The 18,850-nt window shown below is 65.0% G+C and carries 19 protein-coding genes, 1 tRNA gene, 1 pseudogene and 1 riboswitch; of the genes and pseudogenes, 9 read left to right on the top strand and 12 right to left on the bottom strand.

Annotated features, from left to right (window positions below; all coding sequences use genetic code 11):
* Positions 1–26 precede the first annotated feature (26 nt).
* Entirely contained in the window at positions 27–809 is a 783-nt protein-coding gene (locus tag ACSQ22_RS14770) for a 2-keto-4-pentenoate hydratase (protein WP_436130747.1), read from the bottom strand.
* Between the two features lie 223 nt (positions 810–1,032).
* A riboswitch (glycine riboswitch) is annotated at positions 1,033–1,154 on the top strand.
* A gap of 91 nt (positions 1,155–1,245) precedes the next feature.
* Here ACSQ22_RS14770 and ACSQ22_RS14765 point away from each other — a divergent pair.
* Positions 1,246–2,565, top strand: coding sequence for a D-amino acid dehydrogenase (locus ACSQ22_RS14765; protein ID WP_436130746.1), 1,320 nt, complete (start codon positions 1,246–1,248; stop codon positions 2,563–2,565).
* Positions 2,566–2,621: 56 nt separating this feature from the next.
* On the opposite strand, the gene ACSQ22_RS14760 is transcribed toward ACSQ22_RS14765, so the two are convergent.
* Together ACSQ22_RS14760 and ACSQ22_RS14755 are read right to left on the bottom strand one after the other, a co-directional pair.
* Positions 2,622–2,930 carry a c-type cytochrome gene (locus ACSQ22_RS14760; protein ID WP_099731962.1) on the bottom strand — a complete coding sequence of 103 codons (309 nt, stop codon included), beginning with the start codon at positions 2,928–2,930 and terminating at the stop codon, positions 2,622–2,624.
* Between the two features lie 137 nt (positions 2,931–3,067).
* Positions 3,068–4,279: a sulfite oxidase gene (locus ACSQ22_RS14755; RefSeq protein ID WP_436130745.1), complete on the bottom strand. Its 1,212-nt coding sequence runs from the start codon at positions 4,277–4,279 to the stop codon at positions 3,068–3,070.
* A 223-nt stretch (positions 4,280–4,502) separates the two neighbouring features.
* Here ACSQ22_RS14755 and ACSQ22_RS14750 point away from each other — a divergent pair, with 223 nt between their 5' ends.
* Positions 4,503–5,678 (top strand): PhnD/SsuA/transferrin family substrate-binding protein, encoded by a 1,176-nt coding sequence (locus ACSQ22_RS14750; protein WP_436130744.1) that lies wholly within the window; start codon positions 4,503–4,505, stop codon positions 5,676–5,678.
* Between the two features lie 80 nt (positions 5,679–5,758).
* A complete protein-coding gene (locus ACSQ22_RS14745; protein ID WP_055395363.1) occupies positions 5,759–7,084 on the top strand; it encodes a hemolysin family protein in 1,326 nt (441 codons plus the stop codon).
* 75 nt (positions 7,085–7,159) lie between these two features.
* On the opposite strand, the gene ACSQ22_RS14740 is transcribed toward ACSQ22_RS14745, so the two are convergent.
* The 6 genes from ACSQ22_RS14740 to ACSQ22_RS14715 form a co-directional block, all read right to left on the bottom strand.
* Positions 7,160–8,494 carry an FIST signal transduction protein gene (locus ACSQ22_RS14740; protein ID WP_228899136.1) on the bottom strand — a complete coding sequence of 445 codons (1,335 nt, stop codon included), beginning with the start codon at positions 8,492–8,494 and terminating at the stop codon, positions 7,160–7,162.
* Positions 8,495–8,572: 78 nt separating this feature from the next.
* Complete coding sequence (locus ACSQ22_RS14735) at positions 8,573–9,445, bottom strand: PhaM family polyhydroxyalkanoate granule multifunctional regulatory protein (protein ID WP_436130743.1); 873 nt, start codon at positions 9,443–9,445, stop codon at positions 8,573–8,575.
* A gap of 96 nt (positions 9,446–9,541) precedes the next feature.
* The gene (locus ACSQ22_RS14730; RefSeq protein WP_436130742.1) at positions 9,542–10,039 is read right to left on the bottom strand and encodes a copper chaperone PCu(A)C; all 498 of its coding nucleotides are present in this window, start codon (positions 10,037–10,039) and stop codon (positions 9,542–9,544) included.
* 79 nt (positions 10,040–10,118) lie between these two features.
* Entirely contained in the window at positions 10,119–10,679 is a 561-nt protein-coding gene (locus ACSQ22_RS14725) for a YcnI family copper-binding membrane protein (protein ID WP_436130741.1), read from the bottom strand.
* A gap of 14 nt (positions 10,680–10,693) precedes the next feature.
* Positions 10,694–13,009, bottom strand: a complete 2,316-nt coding sequence (locus tag ACSQ22_RS14720) for a TonB-dependent receptor (protein WP_436130740.1) — start codon at positions 13,007–13,009, stop codon at positions 10,694–10,696.
* A gap of 80 nt (positions 13,010–13,089) precedes the next feature.
* A complete protein-coding gene (locus tag ACSQ22_RS14715; RefSeq protein WP_055395352.1) occupies positions 13,090–13,455 on the bottom strand; it encodes a DUF2946 family protein in 366 nt (121 codons plus the stop codon).
* A gap of 122 nt (positions 13,456–13,577) precedes the next feature.
* On the opposite strand from ACSQ22_RS14715, the pseudogene ACSQ22_RS14710 reads away from it, so the two are divergent.
* From ACSQ22_RS14710 to ACSQ22_RS14690, 5 genes and pseudogenes are all read left to right on the top strand, one after another.
* Positions 13,578–14,224 (top strand): annotated as a pseudogene (locus ACSQ22_RS14710) (glutathione S-transferase).
* A 117-nt stretch (positions 14,225–14,341) separates the two neighbouring features.
* Complete coding sequence (locus ACSQ22_RS14705; protein WP_055395348.1) at positions 14,342–14,713, top strand: TraR/DksA family transcriptional regulator; 372 nt, start codon at positions 14,342–14,344, stop codon at positions 14,711–14,713.
* Between the two features lie 71 nt (positions 14,714–14,784).
* Positions 14,785–15,159, top strand: coding sequence for a hypothetical protein (locus ACSQ22_RS14700; RefSeq protein WP_436130739.1), 375 nt, complete (start codon positions 14,785–14,787; stop codon positions 15,157–15,159).
* A 52-nt stretch (positions 15,160–15,211) separates the two neighbouring features.
* Positions 15,212–15,625 carry a VOC family protein gene (locus ACSQ22_RS14695; protein ID WP_436130831.1) on the top strand — a complete coding sequence of 138 codons (414 nt, stop codon included), beginning with the start codon at positions 15,212–15,214 and terminating at the stop codon, positions 15,623–15,625.
* A complete protein-coding gene (locus ACSQ22_RS14690) occupies positions 15,622–16,215 on the top strand; it encodes a MarC family protein (protein WP_055395343.1) in 594 nt (197 codons plus the stop codon). The genes ACSQ22_RS14695 and ACSQ22_RS14690 overlap by 4 nt, the downstream gene beginning before the upstream one ends.
* Before the next feature lie 97 nt (positions 16,216–16,312).
* Here ACSQ22_RS14690 and ACSQ22_RS14685 read toward each other — a convergent pair whose 3' ends face one another.
* Entirely contained in the window at positions 16,313–16,858 is a 546-nt protein-coding gene (locus tag ACSQ22_RS14685; RefSeq protein WP_055395341.1) for an Rrf2 family transcriptional regulator, read from the bottom strand.
* A 151-nt stretch (positions 16,859–17,009) separates the two neighbouring features.
* On the opposite strand from ACSQ22_RS14685, the gene nhaR reads away from it, so the two are divergent.
* Positions 17,010–17,906, top strand: a complete 897-nt coding sequence (gene nhaR / locus ACSQ22_RS14680; RefSeq protein ID WP_176887295.1) for a transcriptional activator NhaR — start codon at positions 17,010–17,012, stop codon at positions 17,904–17,906.
* A 365-nt stretch (positions 17,907–18,271) separates the two neighbouring features.
* Here the strand turns inward: nhaR and ACSQ22_RS14675 are convergent.
* Both ACSQ22_RS14675 and rplQ read right to left on the bottom strand, forming a co-directional pair.
* A tRNA-Met gene (locus ACSQ22_RS14675) sits at positions 18,272–18,348 on the bottom strand.
* Positions 18,349–18,370: 22 nt separating this feature from the next.
* Entirely contained in the window at positions 18,371–18,763 is a 393-nt protein-coding gene (rplQ, locus tag ACSQ22_RS14670; protein WP_008906513.1) for a 50S ribosomal protein L17, read from the bottom strand.
* Positions 18,764–18,850 lie beyond the last annotated feature (87 nt).

Here is an 18,850-nt window from a genome sequence, read left to right as displayed (position 1 = left end):
CCGCGTTCCACGATCCTCGAAACGGTTCAGTCGAATTTCACCTCGGCGCGACCGACACCAGGAAAGTCGGCAACCACCACCGTGCCCGGCGCCACCATCACGGTGCCGGTGCAGGACCCGGTGGTCACCCACTGCCCTGCGCGCAGCCCTCCCAGGCTGCGCGCGCCTTCGTTGGCCAGCCACACCAGCAGCCGCAGCGGATCACCTGCCGGGTTACCCCAGGTGGCGTGCTGCACGGCCACCGACCCGTTCACCGACAGGCTGACCCCTTGCACCAAGGGCTGCACCGAAGCCACATCGGTCGAACCCGAACCCACGATCAGCGCCCCATGGCAGGCCTGGTCGGCCAAGCGACTCCACTCCCCTTGTTGTGCCCAGGCGGCAAAGCGCGTGTCGCACACCTCAATGGCGGCACGCACCGACACCATGGTGGCCAGCACCTCGGCCGCGCTGTAGGGCGTCTCGCGCGGGGGCAGGTCGGTGCCCAGTTCGTACACCAGTTCCGCCTCCACCCCCATCACGGCAAAGCCTGTGGCCGACAAGTTGACCTCCTGGCGAGGCTGCTCCACCCACACCGAGTCGCGGGTCAGCGCCGCACGCGCGGGTTGGACCTGGGGCGACGCGGCGCCCACCTTCCAGCCCACAATTTCGCCCCGCTCACGCACTACGGCGTCCTGCACGGCGTAGGCCTCGGCCGCATCGCGAGGGCGCAATGCAACGGGCAAATCCAGCGGCCGGGGCGTGCGTCCCTGGCGCGCCATGGTGATCACGGCGGCGCTGGCGAAGGGGTCAAAGGCGGTATCGGGCATGGGGAAAGCGTCCTGGGGGCAAGTCAAATCGCCGAATTATGGCGACCCATGTCGCCGCCAGCATCAGCAACGATTGCCGCCCATTAGCCGCCCCAAACACCCCACCGCCGCCCGCACCCTCCTAGAATGGCCCCCGCAGGAGAGCACGACAGGCCACAAGGCCCACCGCTGCACCGAAGGCGCAAACTCCCATACACGCTCAGGTCCCGTACTGCACCATTTATCAAAGCCGTCTGGAGAGCCGCCACCACCTGTCAGCAGCGTGGAGGCGCACCGAAGGAGCAAACCGCGTGCCATGTGGGCAGCGCGGTGAATCTCTCAGGTACCAAGGACAGGGGGAGCGGCAGCTTGGCGGACGCGCGCTGGCTGCTTGCTATTTAATTTATAGCTGCCAACGCACATCCATCAAGCGCTGAACCCTTAAAAGGCTTCAAAAATGCGCGTGATCGTTTTGGGCGCCGGCTTGCTCGGCGTGACTTCGGCTTATTTCCTGCAACAACTTGGCCACGACGTGACCGTCATCGACCGCCAGGGTGCGCCCGGCGCCGAGACCAGCTTTGCCAACGGCGGCCAGATCTCGGTGAGCCATGCCGAGCCCTGGGCCAACCCCAGCGCGCCGCTCAAGGTGCTGCAGTGGCTGGGCAAGGAGGATGCGCCCCTGCTGTTCCGCATCCGCGCCGACATGCGCCAGTGGCTGTGGGGCCTGTCCTTTTTGCGTAACTGCACGCCAGCGCGCACGCGCCACAACATCGAGCAAATCGTGCGCCTGGGCACCTACAGCCGCGACACGCTGCAGCAGCTGCGCGCGGCAACCGGCCTCCAGTACGACCAGCGCACGCAGGGCATCCTCCACTTCTATACCAACCAAAAGGAATTCGACGGCGCGCTGGCCCCGGCCGAGCAGATGCGCCAGCTGGGCTGCGAGCGCCAGGTCATCAGCGCCGACGAGGCCGTGCGCCTTGAACCAGCGCTGGCCCACATCCGCCCACAACTGGCGGGCGCCACCTACACGGCCGAGGACGAATCGGGCGATGCCAACCAGTTCACGCGCGAGCTGGCCAAGCTGTGCGAGACGGCGGGCGTGCAGTTCCGCATGGGCCACCACATCACCGCATTGCGTGAAGTGGCTGGCCGCATCGACCACGTGGAAGTGACCAATGCCGAAGGCCGCTTCGAGCGCGTGCGCGGCGATGCGTTTGTGCTGGCCATGGGCTCGTTCAGCCCGCTGCTGGCACAGCCGTTGGGCATCCACCTGCCGATCTACCCAGCCAAGGGCTACTCGGTGACGATGCCGGTGAAAGACGCCAGCAAGGCGCACCAGGTGAGCCTGACAGACGACGAGTTCAAGCTCGTATTCTCGCGCTACACCAGCGAACGCGGCGGTGATCGCCTGCGCATTGCAGGCACGGCCGAGCTGAACGGCTACGACCGCCACCTGAACCAGGTGCGCTGCGAGGCCATCGTGCGGCGTGTGGAACAGCTTTTCCCTGGCGCGGGCGACGCGAGCCAGGCCCAGTTCTGGAGTGGCCTGCGCCCCGCCACGCCCAGCAACGTGCCGCTAATCGGCAAGACGAAGGTGGGCAACCTGTTCCTCAACACCGGCCACGGCACGCTGGGCTGGACGCATGCCTGCGGCTCGGGCAAGGCCCTGGCAGACATCGTGAGCGGCCGCGTGCCAGAGGTGGACTTTGCGTTCCAGGGGTTGCAGGGGCGCGCGGCGGGCGCGGCGCTGGTGCCGTCGCGCACGGCGGCCTGAAGCAGCGCGCGATTGCAGCGAGGCAACGCTGCTGCAACCGCCGCGAGAGGCCGCGCCTACTTGGCCGCGCCCGTGGCGTGCGCCACGAATTGCGCCACGGCCAACATGTCCTTTTCGCTCATGCGCTCGGCATAGGAGGGCATCACGCCGATGCCTGCCTTCAGCGCGCGCAACACGCGGCCCGCGTCGGGTTTCAGCTCATCCAGCACCGGACCCACCTGGCCCTCGGCCCCGGCGGCCTGCAGCGTGTGGCACACCGCGCAGGCGGGCTGGATCTTGGTGAACAGCTCCTTGCCGCGCGCCAGCTCGGCCGGCTCGGCGGCCCAGCTGGCACCCGCCCACAGTAACGCTAGCCCTACCAGCAAACCGCCTTGCGGCACCCGAGGCCGTTCGATAGCGGCGCGCACCCATGCCAGTGCCACCGTGGAACTGGCTCTGCCAGGCCACGGGTGGCGTCCCCCCTTCGGGGGGAAGGCGCAAAGCGCCTCAGGGGGGAGCGATGTCATGCCACGGTCACGGTGACGGCGTGGTCGCGCCAGCTGGCGTTGTTGTAGCCGCCCAGATTTTCCTCGCGCTGCTCGGCCTGCACATTGCCTGCCGTGTCGGTGGCTCGGCTGGCCAGCACATGGGTGCCCGCCTCCAGGCGCACGGGCAACGCAAACTGCCGCCAGGCAAAGGGGCCCAGGTCGGGGCCGATGAGCTTGGCCGCCAACCAGGTCTTGCCGCCATCGGCCGACACCTCCACGCCCTTGATGCCGCGCGTGCCGCCAAAGGCCACGCCATGCACCTGCACCTGTCCGGGCTTGAGTGCCCCCTTGTCGGGCAAGGGGCCGTTGATCCAGGACTTCACGCCCATCTCCCACACCGAAGGCTGGTCGGGGCTGGCCTTGCTGCCGGGCGGCGACATGCGGTAGCCGTGCGACATGATGCGCGCCTGCGACTGTGCGCTGGTAAACGCAACGCGCTTGACGTACTTGATGTTGTTCACGCCCTGGTAGCCGGGCACCACCAGCCGCAGCGGGCCGCCGTGCGCGAGCGACAGCGGCTCGCCGTTCATCTCCCAGGCCAGCAGTGCGTCGTCCATCGCCTTCACGGGCACCGAGCGCTCCACCAGCACGGTGAGCGGGTCCACACCTTCGGGCAGTTTCTCGCCGCCCGTGCCGGTCAGGTAGGCAGCACCATCGGCCAGCCCGCCCAAGGCGGCCACCACGTTGCGCAGTGGCACGCCGCTCCAGACCACACAACCGGCAGCGCCTACCGACCAGGGCGTGCCGCTGGGCTTGCTGGGGAAAAAGCCCCGGCCATTGCCCGAGCACTGCAGCACGGTGGCCACGGTTTCCACGCCCAGCGTCCTGAGTTCGGCCAGGGTCAGGCTGCGCGGGCTCTTGACCCCTTCGATCGCCACGGTCCAGGCATCACGGTTGTCCAGGATGGCGGCGTCGGGCGCGGGCAGGTTGTTGCGCACATACAGCTGGTTGGACGGCGTGATGACACTGGTGCCAAACGCGGAGCGACGGGTTTCGAGAGTGCTGCTGCTGTGCACGATCAGCGCATCCGGTGACTTCCATCCTGCATACGCGGGCAGCGGCTTGGCTGCGGCTGCTGCCTGCTGGGCACGCGCACCGCCGGCCCATCCAGCCAAGCCGAGCGCGCTCAAGGCGGCGGCACTTCCGGCCAGCATGTGGCGGCGCGGCAGGGTCATCGAATCTTTCATGGAAACGTCTCCAAATAATGGGATGGACAAAAACTCTTTGTTGCCCCCGCCCACCCGGCAGGCACAGGGATCGGGTCAGCCCGCATTCTGTGCGGGAGCTCTGCGCGCCGCACGTACGGCTTCGTTAGCAGGAGTAACAAAAACAAAAGATCAGAAACATTCGTACGCAGGTGCGGGGGCCCTGGGCATATTCGCGGTTCGTTTTGGGGAGAGGAACCGCGCAATGAACATCACCAGAAAATCGACCCGCGGCCCGCTGGGACTGCTACTTGGCTTATGGCTGTGTTGCAGCGCCGCACAGGCCCAGCTGACGGCCATCGTGGCCGTGGAGCCCACGGCCCGCAAGGCGGCGCACTCCATCCTGCGCACCTCCGCCGAATCGGGCCTGTCGAAGGCCGCTGGCCAGCCCGTGGCACTGACCACCAGCGACGACTTGGCCGACGTGATGCGCGCCACGCGCAGCGCGGGATATGACATCTTCATTGGCCCTGCCCAGGTGGCTGCGTCTGCGTTGCAACGCGGCTACGAGCTGGTGGGCGCCACGCACAAATCGGACAGATACCTGCTGGTCGGGCTGCAGCAGATCGCTGCGGTGCCTGCCATGAAGGGCCGACGGCTCTACCTGCCCCAGCAGGATTCGGTCTACACCTACATGGCGCGCGGCATGCTCAATGAGGCGGGGCTGTCGTTCCAGGACCTGCGCGCGGTGCAGTACGAGAAATTTCCCCAGGCCGGCCTGACAGCCCTGACTCTGGGCACGGCGGATGCCACTGTGGTGCGCGAGGACGACTGGGCGGAATGGTCGGCAGCGCACCCCGGCCTTGCGCGGGTGCTGGCTACATCGCAGCCGGTGCCAGGCGGGTTCTCCATCGTGGTGAAAAAAGACCTGCCGGCGGATGCGCGCAACAAGCTGGCCCAGTGGTTCAGCGCGTCGTCCTCCGCCAGCGGCCTGCCGCCAGCCTCCGTGCGCCCGGAGGCTGTTGAGTACCGACGTGTGGCCGAGCTGGGGCTGTTCACCCCCACGAGTCTGCCTGGGGTGAAGCGCATCACTGCGCGCGAGGCCCAGACCCTGCTGGTGCAGGGCGCCACGCTGGTGGACACCCGCACCGAGAAGGAATTCAAGACCAAGCGCATCCGGGGCGCCGTGTTTGCAGCGTATGTGGAAAAGAGCCTCAAGGACGTGGCCTTCAATGCCGCGCAGGATGATTTCCAGGCGCTGGACAAGCTTCAGGGCGTGGACAAGGCCAAGCCGGTAATTTTTGCGTGCAATGGCGCCGAATGCTGGAAGTCCTACAAAGCTGCCAAGGTGGCCACAGCCAAGGGGTTCCAGTCGGTGTACTGGCTGCGGGGGGGACTGCCCGAGTGGGACGAAACGGGCCTCCCGACCGAAGGTGGCTAGGAGCCAGCGCAGGGTCTCTGGCCCCTGTCCTTACAATTGGTCGCTTCTCAACACCCAAGGGCGCGCAAGGCGCCCTTTGTATGGAAATAGCAATACTGTTCGCCCTCATCCTTCTCAACGGCCTGTTTGCCATGTCCGAGATCGCTCTGGTCACGGCCCGCAAAGCCCGGTTGCAAAAGCTGATTGATGAGGGCGATAGCGGCGCCGCCGCTGCCGTGAAGCTGGGCGAAGACCCCACGCGTTTTCTCTCCACCATCCAGATCGGCATCACATCGATTGGCGTGCTGAACGGTATCGTGGGTGAGGCCGCCTTGGCTGGGCCCTTGGCGCTGTGGCTTGAAGCACTGGGCGTTCCCATGCCTTTTGGCAGCTACGCGGCCACCGGCCTGGTGGTGGTGCTGATCACGTATTTCTCTATCGTGGTGGGTGAACTGGTGCCCAAGCGCATCGGCCAGTCGTACCCCGAGACCTTTGCCCGCCTGGTGGCGCGGCCCATCAACTTTCTGGCGCTGGCCACCAAGCCGTTTGTGCTGCTGCTGTCCACCTCCACTCGCACGCTGCTGCGCCTGATGGGTGTGAAGGAAACCAGCGGCAGCCCGGTGACCGAAGAAGAGATCCACGCCATGCTGGTGGAGGGCACCACTGCGGGCGTGATCGAATCGCACGAGCACACCATGGTGCGCAATGTGTTCCGCCTGGACGACCGCCAGATCGGCTCGCTGATGGTGCCGCGTGGTGATGTGGTGTGTCTGGATATGGATGCGTCGTTTGAAGACAACCTCAAATGCATCGAAGAATCCGACCACGCACGCTTTCCGGTGGTGCGCGGCGGCATGGACAACATCCTGGGCGTGATCAACGCGCGCCAGTGGCTGTCGCGCACGCTGCGCGACAAGGCGCGCGGCGGCCTGGCCGACCAGCCACTGCAGACAGCGCTGTATGTGCCCGAAACCATCACGGGCATGGAGCTGCTGGACAACTTCCGCCTGTCTGACGTCCACATGGCGTTTGTCATCGACGAATACGGCGAGGTGCAGGGCATCGTCACGCTGCAGGACCTGATCGAGGCCATCACCGGCGAGTTTCAGCCGCGCGACCCGGAGACCTCCTGGGCGCTGCAGCGCGAGGACGGCAGCTGGTTGCTGGACGGCCACATCCCCGTGCCCGAGCTGAAAGACCGCCTGAACCTGGATGCCGTGCCCGAGGAAGAACGCGGCCGCTACCACACGCTGAGCGGCATGATCATGCTGCTGACTGGCCGCCTGCCCAAGGTGACGGACACCGTGCAGTGGGAGGACTGGAAGCTCGAAGTGGTGGACATGGATGGCAAGACCATCGACAAGATCCTGGCCACGCGCCTGACCCCCGAGGAAAAGGCCGAAGCAGACGACAACGGCGCGGGCTGACCTGGCCCCTCCATGGGGCACCGTCTCCGCCAGGGCCCGCCCTGGCGTTCCCTGCGGGCGAAACGGCTCAGCCGCTCAGCGGGCGTGCGGGTCGTCGTCAACGAAAACGGTGAGCACCCCGGTGTAACCATACAAGTGGTGGTGCGCAATTTCTCCACCGGCAAAGAACCCGGCCAGCGGCACGTCACCCAGCGCGTGGCGCACGATCTGCAGCTCGGCGCTGGGCCCGCCAAAATGCGGGCCGCCCCGGCCCGAGCAGCTCACATAGATAGCCCCACAGATTCGCCGCCCTGCCTGGGGCGCCGCGCTGGCGCCCGAGGCGCTGTTGGCAGCGGCCATCTCGCCATCCGCGCTGGACGACGACACCAGCGACGCGGGCTCCAGCTCTTCGGGCGAGAGTTCTTCGCGGATCTCGGCGCAGATGCGCATGAGGTCGGCACGTGCCGCTGCCACGTTGCGCTGACAGAACGCCAGGTGCATGCCCGGCTCCACATGGTCGGCCAGGGCCACGCCCCGGCGGCTGCCGTCCAGCCCCACGATGTGGCGCACGCGTGTGTCGGTACCAAAGTGGCCCGTGCGGCGCTGGCCCTGGGGCTGCTCGCCCGCGCTGACCAGCCCGGCCAGCGTGGCGCGCACCTTGCGCAGCGCGGGCTGCGGGTCGCCACCATCCAGCGACACCTGCAGCGTATCGAGCAGCACGTCCAGCGCGGGCTCGCCATCGAGCGCGAGCACCACGTTGTCCTGCGCGGCGGTGATCGTGCGCAGCGCGCCCACGGGCTGGCAGCCCTGCGTAACACGTGACACCAGCGCCACCCCGGCACCAAACGCCACGCCCGACAGGCCACCGTCAAACACCCCGCTGGCACCACCCTGCCCGGCCATGTTGCCGTCGCCACCCACGGCAAACTGCACACTGCTGGTGCGGCTGGCAGAGAGGCCACCAAACAGGTAGCCCGTGTCGGTGCGTGCAGCCATCTCGGTCAGCAGCTCAGCCAGTTCGGGCGTGCGGCCATCGGCATGCACCAGGGCGGTATGGGCCACAAACCCACTGCCCGGGTGTGGCGCATGCGTGGGCAGCGGCGCCACGCCCGAGAACACGCGGTACTGGTCTGCGGGCACATCCAGCAGCATGACCGACAGCGCGGGCTCGTCAAAGTACTCGGCGTTGTTGGCCGACACGCCCACCCCCACGGTGCCGCTCCAGTCGGTGACCTCGGGCAGTTCGCCGCTCAGGTAGTCGAGCAGCGCCTGGGCGTCGTTGCCATAGTGGTCGGTGATGTAGAGCAGGCCCAGGGTGGGCGCAGCAGCGTAGTCGGGCAACGCCATCTGGGCGCGCAGCTGCGCCAGCACCAGCGCGGCGGCCATGCGCCATTGGGGGTGGGTGGCATGGCCAGTGGGAAATAGTTTCATGGTGGTGATCTCCATGCCAGGGCGGTGGCGGGCAGATATTGCACCACCTGCGGGTTGTCACACCCGCCCACGTTGGCGTCAGCCCGCTCGCTTGCGGGCGGCTGGGCTGCGGGTGCTGCTGCTGGCCTTCTTGGCGGCGGGTTTTGCCGGGGTTTTGCGGGCTGCAGGCTTCTTGGCAGCGGTGCTCTTCTTGGTGGTGCCCGATGCAGCGGCGCGCTTGGCACCGCCCTGCATGGTCTGCATGCCCTTCGCGGCAAACTGGCTGGCCATGCCGGTCGCCGTCTTCAGGGCTTCTTTGGCAAGACCCGTGGCCATGTTCTTCGTGGTGTCGATGGCGGTCTGCTTGGCCGCATCCTTCATGGCGTTGGCGGCGATCTGCTGGAACTGACCGGTGAGTGCGCCCCACCACTGCATGGGGTCCACCACGGTGGGCGCGGCAGCGGCCGATGCCTTGCTGCCTTTTGTTTTGGCCTTGGCAGGCGGGGCAGCGGGTTCGGCGTCGTCACCCTCGTCTTCGGCTTCTTCTTCGGCAGCACTCACACGTCCCGTAGCGCGGGCAGCGGCACCAGCCACAGCCTCGGCAGCGCCCGTCACGGTGTCGGCGGCTTTCTGTACGCCGCTCATCACGGTGTCAGCCGTCTTGAGCTTGAAGGCGTTGGCCACGTCCCCCATGCTGAAGTTCATGCCCTTCAGGGTGGCCAGGGTCATCTTCTGCACTTCCAGCGCCTGGATGGTGGCGGCCAGCGCGCGCGAGTTCTGCTCCAGCCAGAACTGCACGGCCTTGAGTTCGTCGATGCGCTTTTCCAGCTCTTCGACGCTGATGGTGGGCGCCACCCAGTTGCTGAGGTTGGGCAACTGCGGAATGCTGTTGGACGCCCCCTTGGCCAGGCTCTGCAGAAAGTCAAAACCGGGGACAAGTTTGCCGAAACCGAAATTCGATGTATCGCTCATGGCCGCTCCGCAAGAGGTGGACGAGGGTAGTCTGTGGTGGAGTCACAGCTTACTCCAATGCGTTGCGCAGGCGAAGCGGCCGCCGATGCGGAGATGTCAGTGTTTATGCCCATTCATCATGGTGCCTGCGGTGGCGCCACCGGGTGCTGCCGTGCCCACGGGCACGGTGAGGTCGAGCTTGCTTTCCACGCCCTTGGCGTCCTGAAACACCAGGGTGAGTGGCACCGAAGTGCCTTTGGCCAGCGGCGCCTTCAGGTCCAGCAGCATGACGTGGTAGCCACCGGGCTTGAGCTCCACCGTCTTACCCGCAGGCAGGTCCAGCGCAGGCACGGCGCGCATCTTCATGATGTCGCCTTCCATCTTCATCTCGTGCACTTCGGTGATGCCCGCAGCGGGCGACTCGGCGCGCACCAGGCGGGCGCCGTCCTGGGCGGTGAGGCGCATGAACGCACCGGTGGCCTTCTGGCCCTGCACGCTGGCGCGCGCCCAAGCACCTTCGACTTTGACGGCAGCGGTCTGTGCCCATGCGGGGGTGCTGGCGAGTACAGCGGCCAGTGTGGAAACCAGGGCGGCAGTGTGAAGCAGTTTTTTCATGATGGATGCCTTTCGGTGAGTGAGAGAACGAGAAGAAGGGAAGAGGGATGGAAGGGAGAACAGGTCGTGGGCGGGACTGTCAATGATGGTGGGCAGCGGCGCCGCCCGTGGGCAGAATCTCCAGCGCTGCAGCGGGGGACTTCAGGTCCGAGAGTTTTTGCCCCGCCTTGGGCACATCGACCCAATCGTTGCGGCCTTCGGCACAGACCTGGCGCACGGGCCAGTACACGGTGCCAGCCTGCTCGGGCGCCTGGGCCACGAGCGCGAACTCATCGTAGTGCGCGCTTTGCAGCATGTCGTCCGGCGTCTTGGCCGTCCAGGTCACACGCACCACGTCTTCGGTGACGCTACGGCCGTGGCTGGTATAGGGCTGAGCGAGCTTTTCGCGCTGCACCTCCAGCGCCCAGCCCGGCTTGGGCATGGGGCGCGCGCCACGCATGCCCGCCGGGATGTCCACCGCGATCTGCCGCGTGGGCGACGCACCGCAGCCGTGGCCCACCTTGAATGTGGCCTTGTAGCCTGCGCCCGCCGGGGCGACCTGGTATTCGAGCACCACATGGGCGGATGCAGAGCCAAAAAGGCCTCCTGCGCCTGACAGCAAAGCGATTACAGCTATCTTTTTCATAGTATTCAGAGACATGGGATGTATTCCTTTCAGAGACTGACCTTGAGCTCAGCGAGGTAAGTGCGCTGTGGGTAAGGGTGGAAGTTCCAGAACTGATAGTTGTTCAGGTTGTCGATGCCCACGGCCGCGCTGACCTGCTTGGTGATCTGGTAGCGCACGCGCACGTCAGTGGTGAAGTAGCGGCTGGCGCCCTGGTAGGCAAAACCGTTCACATCGGTGTTGTCCAGCGTGCTGTACTGCCTGCCGCTGTAGCGCGCGCCCAGGGTGTACGACCAGGTGTCGTCGGGCCGGTACGTGGCCACGGCGCTGGCACGCCACTCGGGGATGCGCGGCTGCCATTTGCCCACGCTGGCAGGGAACTTGTCGTTGCGGGTGATCTTGGAGTCCGTCCAGGTCAGGCTGCTGCCCAGCTCCAGCCCGCGTACGAAGACGTTGGCAGCCTGGTACGACAGCTCAATGCCACGGGTAGCGATGGCGTCCACGTTCTGCACGTTGGTCACGTTGGGTGTGACGAGCACATTAGTCTGGGAGTACAACGCGTCTTTCGTGCGCTCAAAGAACGCTGTGAGGCGCAGCAAACCGTTGCCCATGTCGCGCTCGGCGGTCAGCTCGGTGGTCCAGCTTTTTTCAGGCTTCAGGTTCGGGTCGTTGTTGATGAGCGCGCCGCTGCCGCTGATGCCGCCCTGGTACAGCTCGGCCACGGTGGGCATGCGCACCGCGCGGCCAGTGGAGGCCTTGAGCACCCACAGGTCGTTGGCCTGGTAAGCCACCGCAGCCTTGGGCGAGAAGTAGGTTTCGTTGCGCTCGGGGTGGCTCACGGTGGTGGTGGCATTGCCGGTCTGGCCGTTGCTGGCGCTCCAGCGCTCGGCGCGGGCGCCCAGAACGGCCTTCCACTTCGGTGCAATCTTCCAGGTGTCTTGCGCCCACAAGCCAATGAGCTGGGTGTCGCCGTTGAAGGCCTGGTTGCGGGCGCCTGCATCACCGCTGATCCAGTTCGTCGTGGCGTTCTCCACGGTGCGCAGCTGGTAGCTGTCGCGCTGCAGGCCAAAGTCCACGATGTACGCGCCCTGCACCCCATCGGGCCGCCAGGTGCCTTTGGCGGCCAGCGTGTTCCAGCCTGTGCCCTTGTTGTTGACGATGCGCCCTGCGCCACCGTTCAACGCGGCGGGCAGCGCGACGGTGGCGGCGCGCAGGGTGTCGGTCTGGTAGTCATACAGGCTGGCGGCCACCTCCCAGTCGAACACGCCTTTGGTGTGGCTCTTGACCGAGAGCCCGTGCATAAAGTGCGTGAGGTTCTCGTTGGACACATTGAAGTCCGTGGGCGCGAGCGTGTACGAGCGGCCGTTGATGTTGACCGTGCCGCCGTACACCGCATTGCCATTGGCGTCGCGCAGGTAGCTGGCGGGGAGCCCCTCGGATTCGTTGTGCCACCAGCCGAAGGTGTAGGCGGCGCGCACGGTGGGCGAAAAGTCGTAGGCGATCTTGGCCTTGATGTGGTCTTGCTGCGTGTGGTACTGCGTGGCCGTGCCCAGCAGGTACCAAGGCTGGTTGCTGCGGTTGTTGCCCAGCACCGCGCCCGTCACCGGCGTGCCTGCATTGCCCACGGCGCCTGCAGACACAAGGCGCGTGGGGAAGGTGAGCGGCTGGCCCTCGCTGTCGGTCTTGTTGAAGTTGAGGAACCAGGACCAGTCGCCGTTCTTGTTGCCGACGGACGCGCTGACCTGCTTGCCTGCGTAGGTGGCGTTGGTGCCGTACAGGTCAAAGGGTTGGTGCTGGACGCTGACCTGCCCGTGCGCCTCGAACTTCGTCGGCATGCGCGTGACGTAGTCCACCACCGCGCCCACCGAGTTGCCCGCATAGGCGGCCGAGAACGGGCCGTAGAGCACGTCCACACGCTCGATCTCTTCGGGCGTGACCAGCATCCAGCGCGGCGCGTTGGTGGGGCCGTTGCCGAGGTAATTGCTCAGCAGAATGCCGTCGGCAAACACCATGGAGCGTGCCGGGTTGCCCGTGCCCGAGGCGCGCGTGGATAGCACGGCGTGGTTGTAGTCGCCGATGTAGCGCTTGCGCACCAGCAGGCTGGGCAGGTACTTGAGGGCGTCTTCGCTGTCGGTGGCGTTGATCGAATGCTCGATCTGCTCGCGCGTCACGCCCTCGATGGTGGTGGGAATCTGCGTGGGCAGCGAGGTGGGCTGGCCGCCGCTGATGGTAACCACGCCCAGTTCCTTGACGGGGGCATTGCTGTTGCCAGTGCTGTCGGCGGTCTGGGCCAACGCGGAAACGCCCACGCAGAGTGCGAGGGGAAAGGCACTGGCCACGGCCAGCGCCATGCGACTTTTGCGCATGGGAACTCCTGAATTTCGAGCCAAATAGGCTGCCAGCGCTTATCCATCAAGCGCAAACAGCTATTAAAAATATAGCAATTTCAGGAGAAGGCGGGGGGCCCACGCGGCGGCAGCGGCGCGGCGGTGCGCGCAGCAATGTGAGCGGCAGGAATGGGGCGCAGGGCATGCGCCAGGGGGTGGACCACAGGCAGCTGGGCCTGCGACACGGGAGGCGGAGCGCCGACATGCGCGCACAGGGGGCAGTCCAGCGTGTGGCTGGACATCTCCTTGGCGCCGTCATCGGTCTTGACCAGCAGCTTGATGGCGCCCGAGCCCGAACAGATCAGTTCCATCGCCTGCGGATTGACCAGCGGCGACGCTACCGCCACGCCGATGGACAACACAAACCACGCCAGCACAAGGCGGGCGAGCCAGCGAAGGCTGCGAATGGTTTGCAGGGAGGGCATGGGTGCGAATTGTAGGGGGCCTGGGTGCGCACCCCTTGACCGGGGTCATCTGCGCGACGGACTGCGCCCCCGCCCCCACCTAGGATGCGTGCTGCATTCACCACCACAACGGAGACGCCACCATGCTCACACTCTGCGGCTTTTCGGCCAGCAACTACTACAACAAGATCAAACTCGCCTTGCTCGAAAAGGGCCTGCCCTTCACCGAAGAACTGGCCTGGGTGGGCGAGACCGACCGCAGCGCCAGCCCGCTGGGCAAGGTGCCCTACCTGCGCACGCCCGAGGGGCCGCTGTGCGAATCGGCCGTGATGGCCGACTACATCGAGGCAGCCCACCCCAGCCAGCGCTGATCCCCGCCAACCCCTACCAGGCCGCCAAGGTGCGCGAGCTGATCACCTTTCTGGAGTTGCATCTGGAGCTGGTGGCACGCAACCTGTATCCCAAGGCGTTTTTTGGCGGAACCGTGAGCGACACCGCCAAGGAAAAGGTGGGAGCGCAGCTTGAGAAAAACATTGCCGCCTTCGGTCAGCTTGCGAAGTTCAGCCCCTACGTGGGCGGCGACGCCTTCACCCTGGCCGACTGCGCAGCAATCGTGCACCTGCCGCTCGTCAGCTCGGCCACCAAGATCATCTATGGCCACGACTACCTGGCCGATCTGCCTGTGCGCGAGTACCTCACGCGCATGGCAGAGCGCCCCCACGTGCAGCGCGTGAACGCCGATCGCAAGACCAACACCGCTGAAATGCTGGCGCGGCCGCCCAAGCGCTAAGACCCGGTTCTAAACCCGCCCCAGGCGCTGGGTCTTCATCCCTTGACCTTGGTCAACCGAGGTCATCGCGCACAAGCGCACCATGCAGGTATCCGATCACCCTTGAGGAGACACCACATGGACAAGACCCAGGCCGCCCCATTCCGCCAACAATTGCTGGCCCAGCAATCCGAGCTGCTGGCCCAGTTGGCCGCGCAGCGCGGGGGCGTCATCGGCCGCGCCGAGGCCGCTGCCGACCACTTTGGTCAGCCCGAGGACCCGCGTGCCCAACTCGCCACCGAGCGTGAACTGGAGTTTGCGCTGGACGAGCGCGAAACCACCCACCTTGCCGCCGTGGAAGCCGCTTTGGCCCGCATTGAAGCGGGTACGTACGGCGAATGCACAGACTGTGGCACCCACATCACCGCCGCACGCCTGCACGCCACCCCCGAGGCCGCACGCTGCGTGCATTGCCAGGAAAAGGCCGAGCAACACCGCCGTGCTGCGTGAGTTCGCTCACGCATTCAGGCCCCTTTTCCCTTCTTTCCCCGTTTTTTTCGTCACTTCAAGAAAGCCGATTCATGAGCACTTTTCACGCAGTAGTCTGGATGGACCAGTCCGAAGCCCACGTGGTGATGTTCGACCGCGAGCATGCCGAGGCCCAGCGCATCAAGTCCCGCAGCCACCACAAGCACCAGGGCAAAGCCGACGACCTCACCGCTTTCTTTGCCGACGTCGCCCAGGCCTTGGCCGACACGCGTGAAGTGCTGCTGGCTGGCCCGGGCCTGGTACGCAACCAGTTCCGCGACTGGGCGGCCAAGCACCATGCTGCGGTGGCCGATGTGGTGGTGGACTCTGTGGCTGCAGACCACCCGACCGACGCCCAGCTGGTGGCCATGGCGCGCCAGTATTTCAAGAAATTTGACAACATGGCCGCCGACCCGTCTGTCACCTGACAGGCCTCCAGGCCGCGCCCGCAGCGCAGCCTTGGCTGCTATCCTTTACGGGATGCGCAGCCTCTTTCACCTCGCCTTTCACGTCACCGACCTGGATGCCGCGCGCCGCTTTTATGGCGACGTGCTCGGCTGCCAGGAAGGCCGAAGCACCGATACCTGGGTGGACTTCGATTTTTTTGGCCACCAGATCTCGTTGCACTTGGGCACCCCGTTTGCCAGTGCCCGCACCGGCCATGTGGGCGACCACCTGGTACCCATGCCGCACTTTGGCGCCATCCTGGAGTTGCCCGACTGGCATGCGCTGGCCGCACGGCTGAAGGCCGCCGGCACCGCCTTCGTGCTGGAGCCGCAGGTGCGCTTTGAAGGCCAGGCGGGCGAACAGTGGACGATGTTCTTCCACGACCCCAGCAGCAATCCGATCGAGATCAAGGGCTTTCGCTCATTGGACGCGGTGTACGCATCGTGAGCTACACCTTCGCGTCCGCCACCATCCTGCTCCTGCTGATCACCGATCCGCTGGGCAACATCCCCATCTTTGCCAACGCCCTGCGCGGCGTGGCGCCCGAGCGCCGGGCGCGGGTGATCCTGCGGGAGGTGCTGATTGCGTTTGCGCTGCTGCTGGTGTTTCTGTTTTTCGGGGCGCAGTTTCTGCAGGTGATGAACCTGAGCGATTTGTCGCTGCAGATTGCGGGTGCGGTGGTGCTGTTTCTGATCGCGCTGCGCATGATTTTTCCGTCGGCTGACGGGCCACAGGCGGAGCTGCCGGGCGAACCCCTGATCGTGCCGCTGGCCATCCCTGCCTTGGCGGGCCCCTCAGCGCTGGCCACTGTCATGCTGCTGGTAGCCCAGGCGCCGGAACGCCGCTGGGAATGGGTGGGCGCGCTGTGCGTCACCATGGCCGTGTGCGCCGTGGTGTTGCTGATGGCAGAACGCATCCAGCGCCTGGTGGGCGAACGCGTGGTGATGGCGTTTGAACGCCTGATGGGCCTGATCCTGGTCGCCATCTCGGTAGAGATGCTGATCCGGGGAATCAAGCAGCTCGCGCAGCAGCTGTAGCCGCCCCGCGCACGCAAAACTGATGGAGGGCGGGCCAAGGCCGCCCCCGGAGCACTGGCATGCGCCCGCAACTGCAGAGCGCAACCGGTGTGCGGTCTCAACGGCGTTGCAGCAGCGGGATCGAACCCAGTGCGAACACCGAGTTTGGCACGCCCACCCGCGCCATCAAGGGGCGCGGCTTGGCGCTCAGCTTGGGGCGGGGGGCAGCAGGGGCCATCTCCTCGGCCACCACCCCCTTGGCATGCTGCTGCGCCACAAGGTCTTGCAAAGTCACCGACTGCAAGTACTCCATCACCCGTGCGTTGAAGGTGGACCAGAGTTCGCCCGTCATCGACTTCACTTGCGCAGCCTGGCCGGCACCCAGGCTCTGCAGATCGTCGGTCTTGAGGTTCTCGACGGCCAGGATGATCTCGGCCACTGAGATCTGGTCTGTGTTTCGGGCAAGGGTGTAACCGCCACCCGGGCCGCGTGTGCTGTCCACGAGCCCGGCACGGCGCAAGGCGCTGAACAGCTGCTCCAGGTACGACAGCGAGGTACCCTGCCGGGCGCTGATCGTCGAAAGCGCTACCGGCCGCATCTTCTGGCGCAGCGCCAGGTCGGTCATTGCCGATACCGCAAGTTGTCCTCGGGTGGTAATCCGCATCGTTGCTACTCCTTGTGAACGTTGACAGTTCCAGACCGCAACTCCAATGGCTGCGGAAAGGGGCCAAGCGTTCAATGTAGGCGGTTTAATACTTCGCGTATATTCGTTTTATCAACGTTGATTGATCGTTTTTTACGAAGCATTTATCACCATGAACTTCAAGCATCTGCGGTATTTCTGGACGGTTGCAAAGGCCGGAGGGGTGATGCGGGCAGGCGAGCAGCTACACACCACGCCCCAGACGCTTTCTGGGCAGATCAAACAGCTGGAGGAATGGCTAGGCCACGACCTCTTTCGCAAGCGGGGGCGTGGGCTGGAGCTCACCAGCGAGGGTCGTGTCGCCCTGGGTTACGCGGAGCAGATTTTTACGCTGGGGGACGAGCTGGAAAAATCGATCCGCCTCTCCCGCGGCCACGCCAAACCGCTGGAATTTCGCGTAGGGGTTGCAGACTCGATCGCGAAGTCCGTGGCCTACCACCTTCTGGAACCCGCTTTGGGCATGCCTGAACAGGTGCACATGACCTGCCAGGAAGGAAAATTTCCAGAACTCATCGCCCAACTGAGCCTGCACAAACTCGATCTGGTGCTGGCCGATGAACCCGTTTCCAAAAAAATCGGCGTCAAGGCGTTCAACCACCCGCTAGGAACCAGTGGTATGAGTTTTTTCTGCGCTCCTGGCCTGAAGGCGCAGCTACAGGGTTCCTTTCCCCAATGCCTCCAGGGCGCCCCCATGCTCATCCAAGGCCCTATGTCTTCCGTGCGCCAACAGCTCGATCACTGGTTTAACAAATACCAGTTGCAGCCACGGCTCGTGGGTGAGTTCGACGACAGTGCGTTGATGAATGCTTTCGGCCGCGAAGGCCGTGGCGTTTTCACGTCCCCGACCGTTCTGGATGAGGAAACCACCGCACAGTTTGGTGTCGAAGTGATCGGCCGCACGACGGAACTGGTCGAGGAGTTTTTTGCGATTTCTGTGGAGCGACGCATCACGCACCCCTGCGTGGCAGCAATCACCAAGGCAGCCAAGGCAGATCTGTTCGGGAAATGAGTTTGCCGGGTACCACCCCGCGCAGGACTCCACGATCGAAGGCCTCCAGGCGGGCTCAGGATCGCCGAGGGGTCAGGTTAAGGCAGCTTTTGCAGCCTCTCAACAAAACTCGGCCTCAGTCAGCCAGCTCATGGAGCTGCTGTGATCAGCCCTGCGGCAAACACCAAGGCTCCCCCGATAGCCCAGGGCCAGGCCCTCGTTTGTGAAAACATGCCATGCCGGATGACAGCGACATGAAAGGCCATTTGCCGGGTTGGAAGAAATCACCTGGAAAGCCAGAGTGCCAATTCCGCACGCCCCGAGAGGCCGAAACAAAAAAGCCCACTGTGTAGTGGGCTTTTTTGTTTAGCAGAAGCCTGCTATGTTGGTTGCGCGAGAAGGATTTGAACCTCCGACCTTTGGGTTATGAGCCCAACGAGCTACCAGACTGCTCCATCGCGCGGTAAGAAATAAATTATACCCTATTATTCAGCTGCTGCCGAATTATTTTCGGTTTCAGCAGCACGATCGACCAATTCGACCAGCGCCATGGGAGCGTTATCGCCCACACGGAAGCCCATCTTCAGAATACGGGTGTAGCCACCGGGACGCACCTTGAAACGAGGACCCAGGTCATTGAAGAGCTTGGTCACGCTATCACGGTCGCGCAGGCGGTTGAATGCCAGGCGGCGGTTCGCTACGGAGTCTTCCTTGGCCAGGGTGATCATGGGCTCGATCACGCGGCGTAGTTCCTTGGCCTTGGGAACGGTGGTCTTGATGACTTCGTGCTCGATGAGCGAATTCATCATGTTCTGCAGCATCGCGAGGCGGTGCGAGCTGGTACGGTTGAGTTTGCGGAGGCCGTGTCCGTGGCGCATGGTGCTTTCCTTTGAGTAATTAAATCAGGCAGCCGTATCAGGTACTGCCCGAGGCACTGTTCCCGGCGGGGAACCAAAAATTATAAC

Source organism: Acidovorax sp. LjRoot38, assembly GCF_964252975.1.
Lineage (GTDB): Bacteria > Pseudomonadota > Gammaproteobacteria > Burkholderiales > Burkholderiaceae_C > Acidovorax > Acidovorax facilis.
Note: the sequence above shows the minus strand (reverse complement) of the source record. Positions and strands in the feature narration are given on the sequence as shown.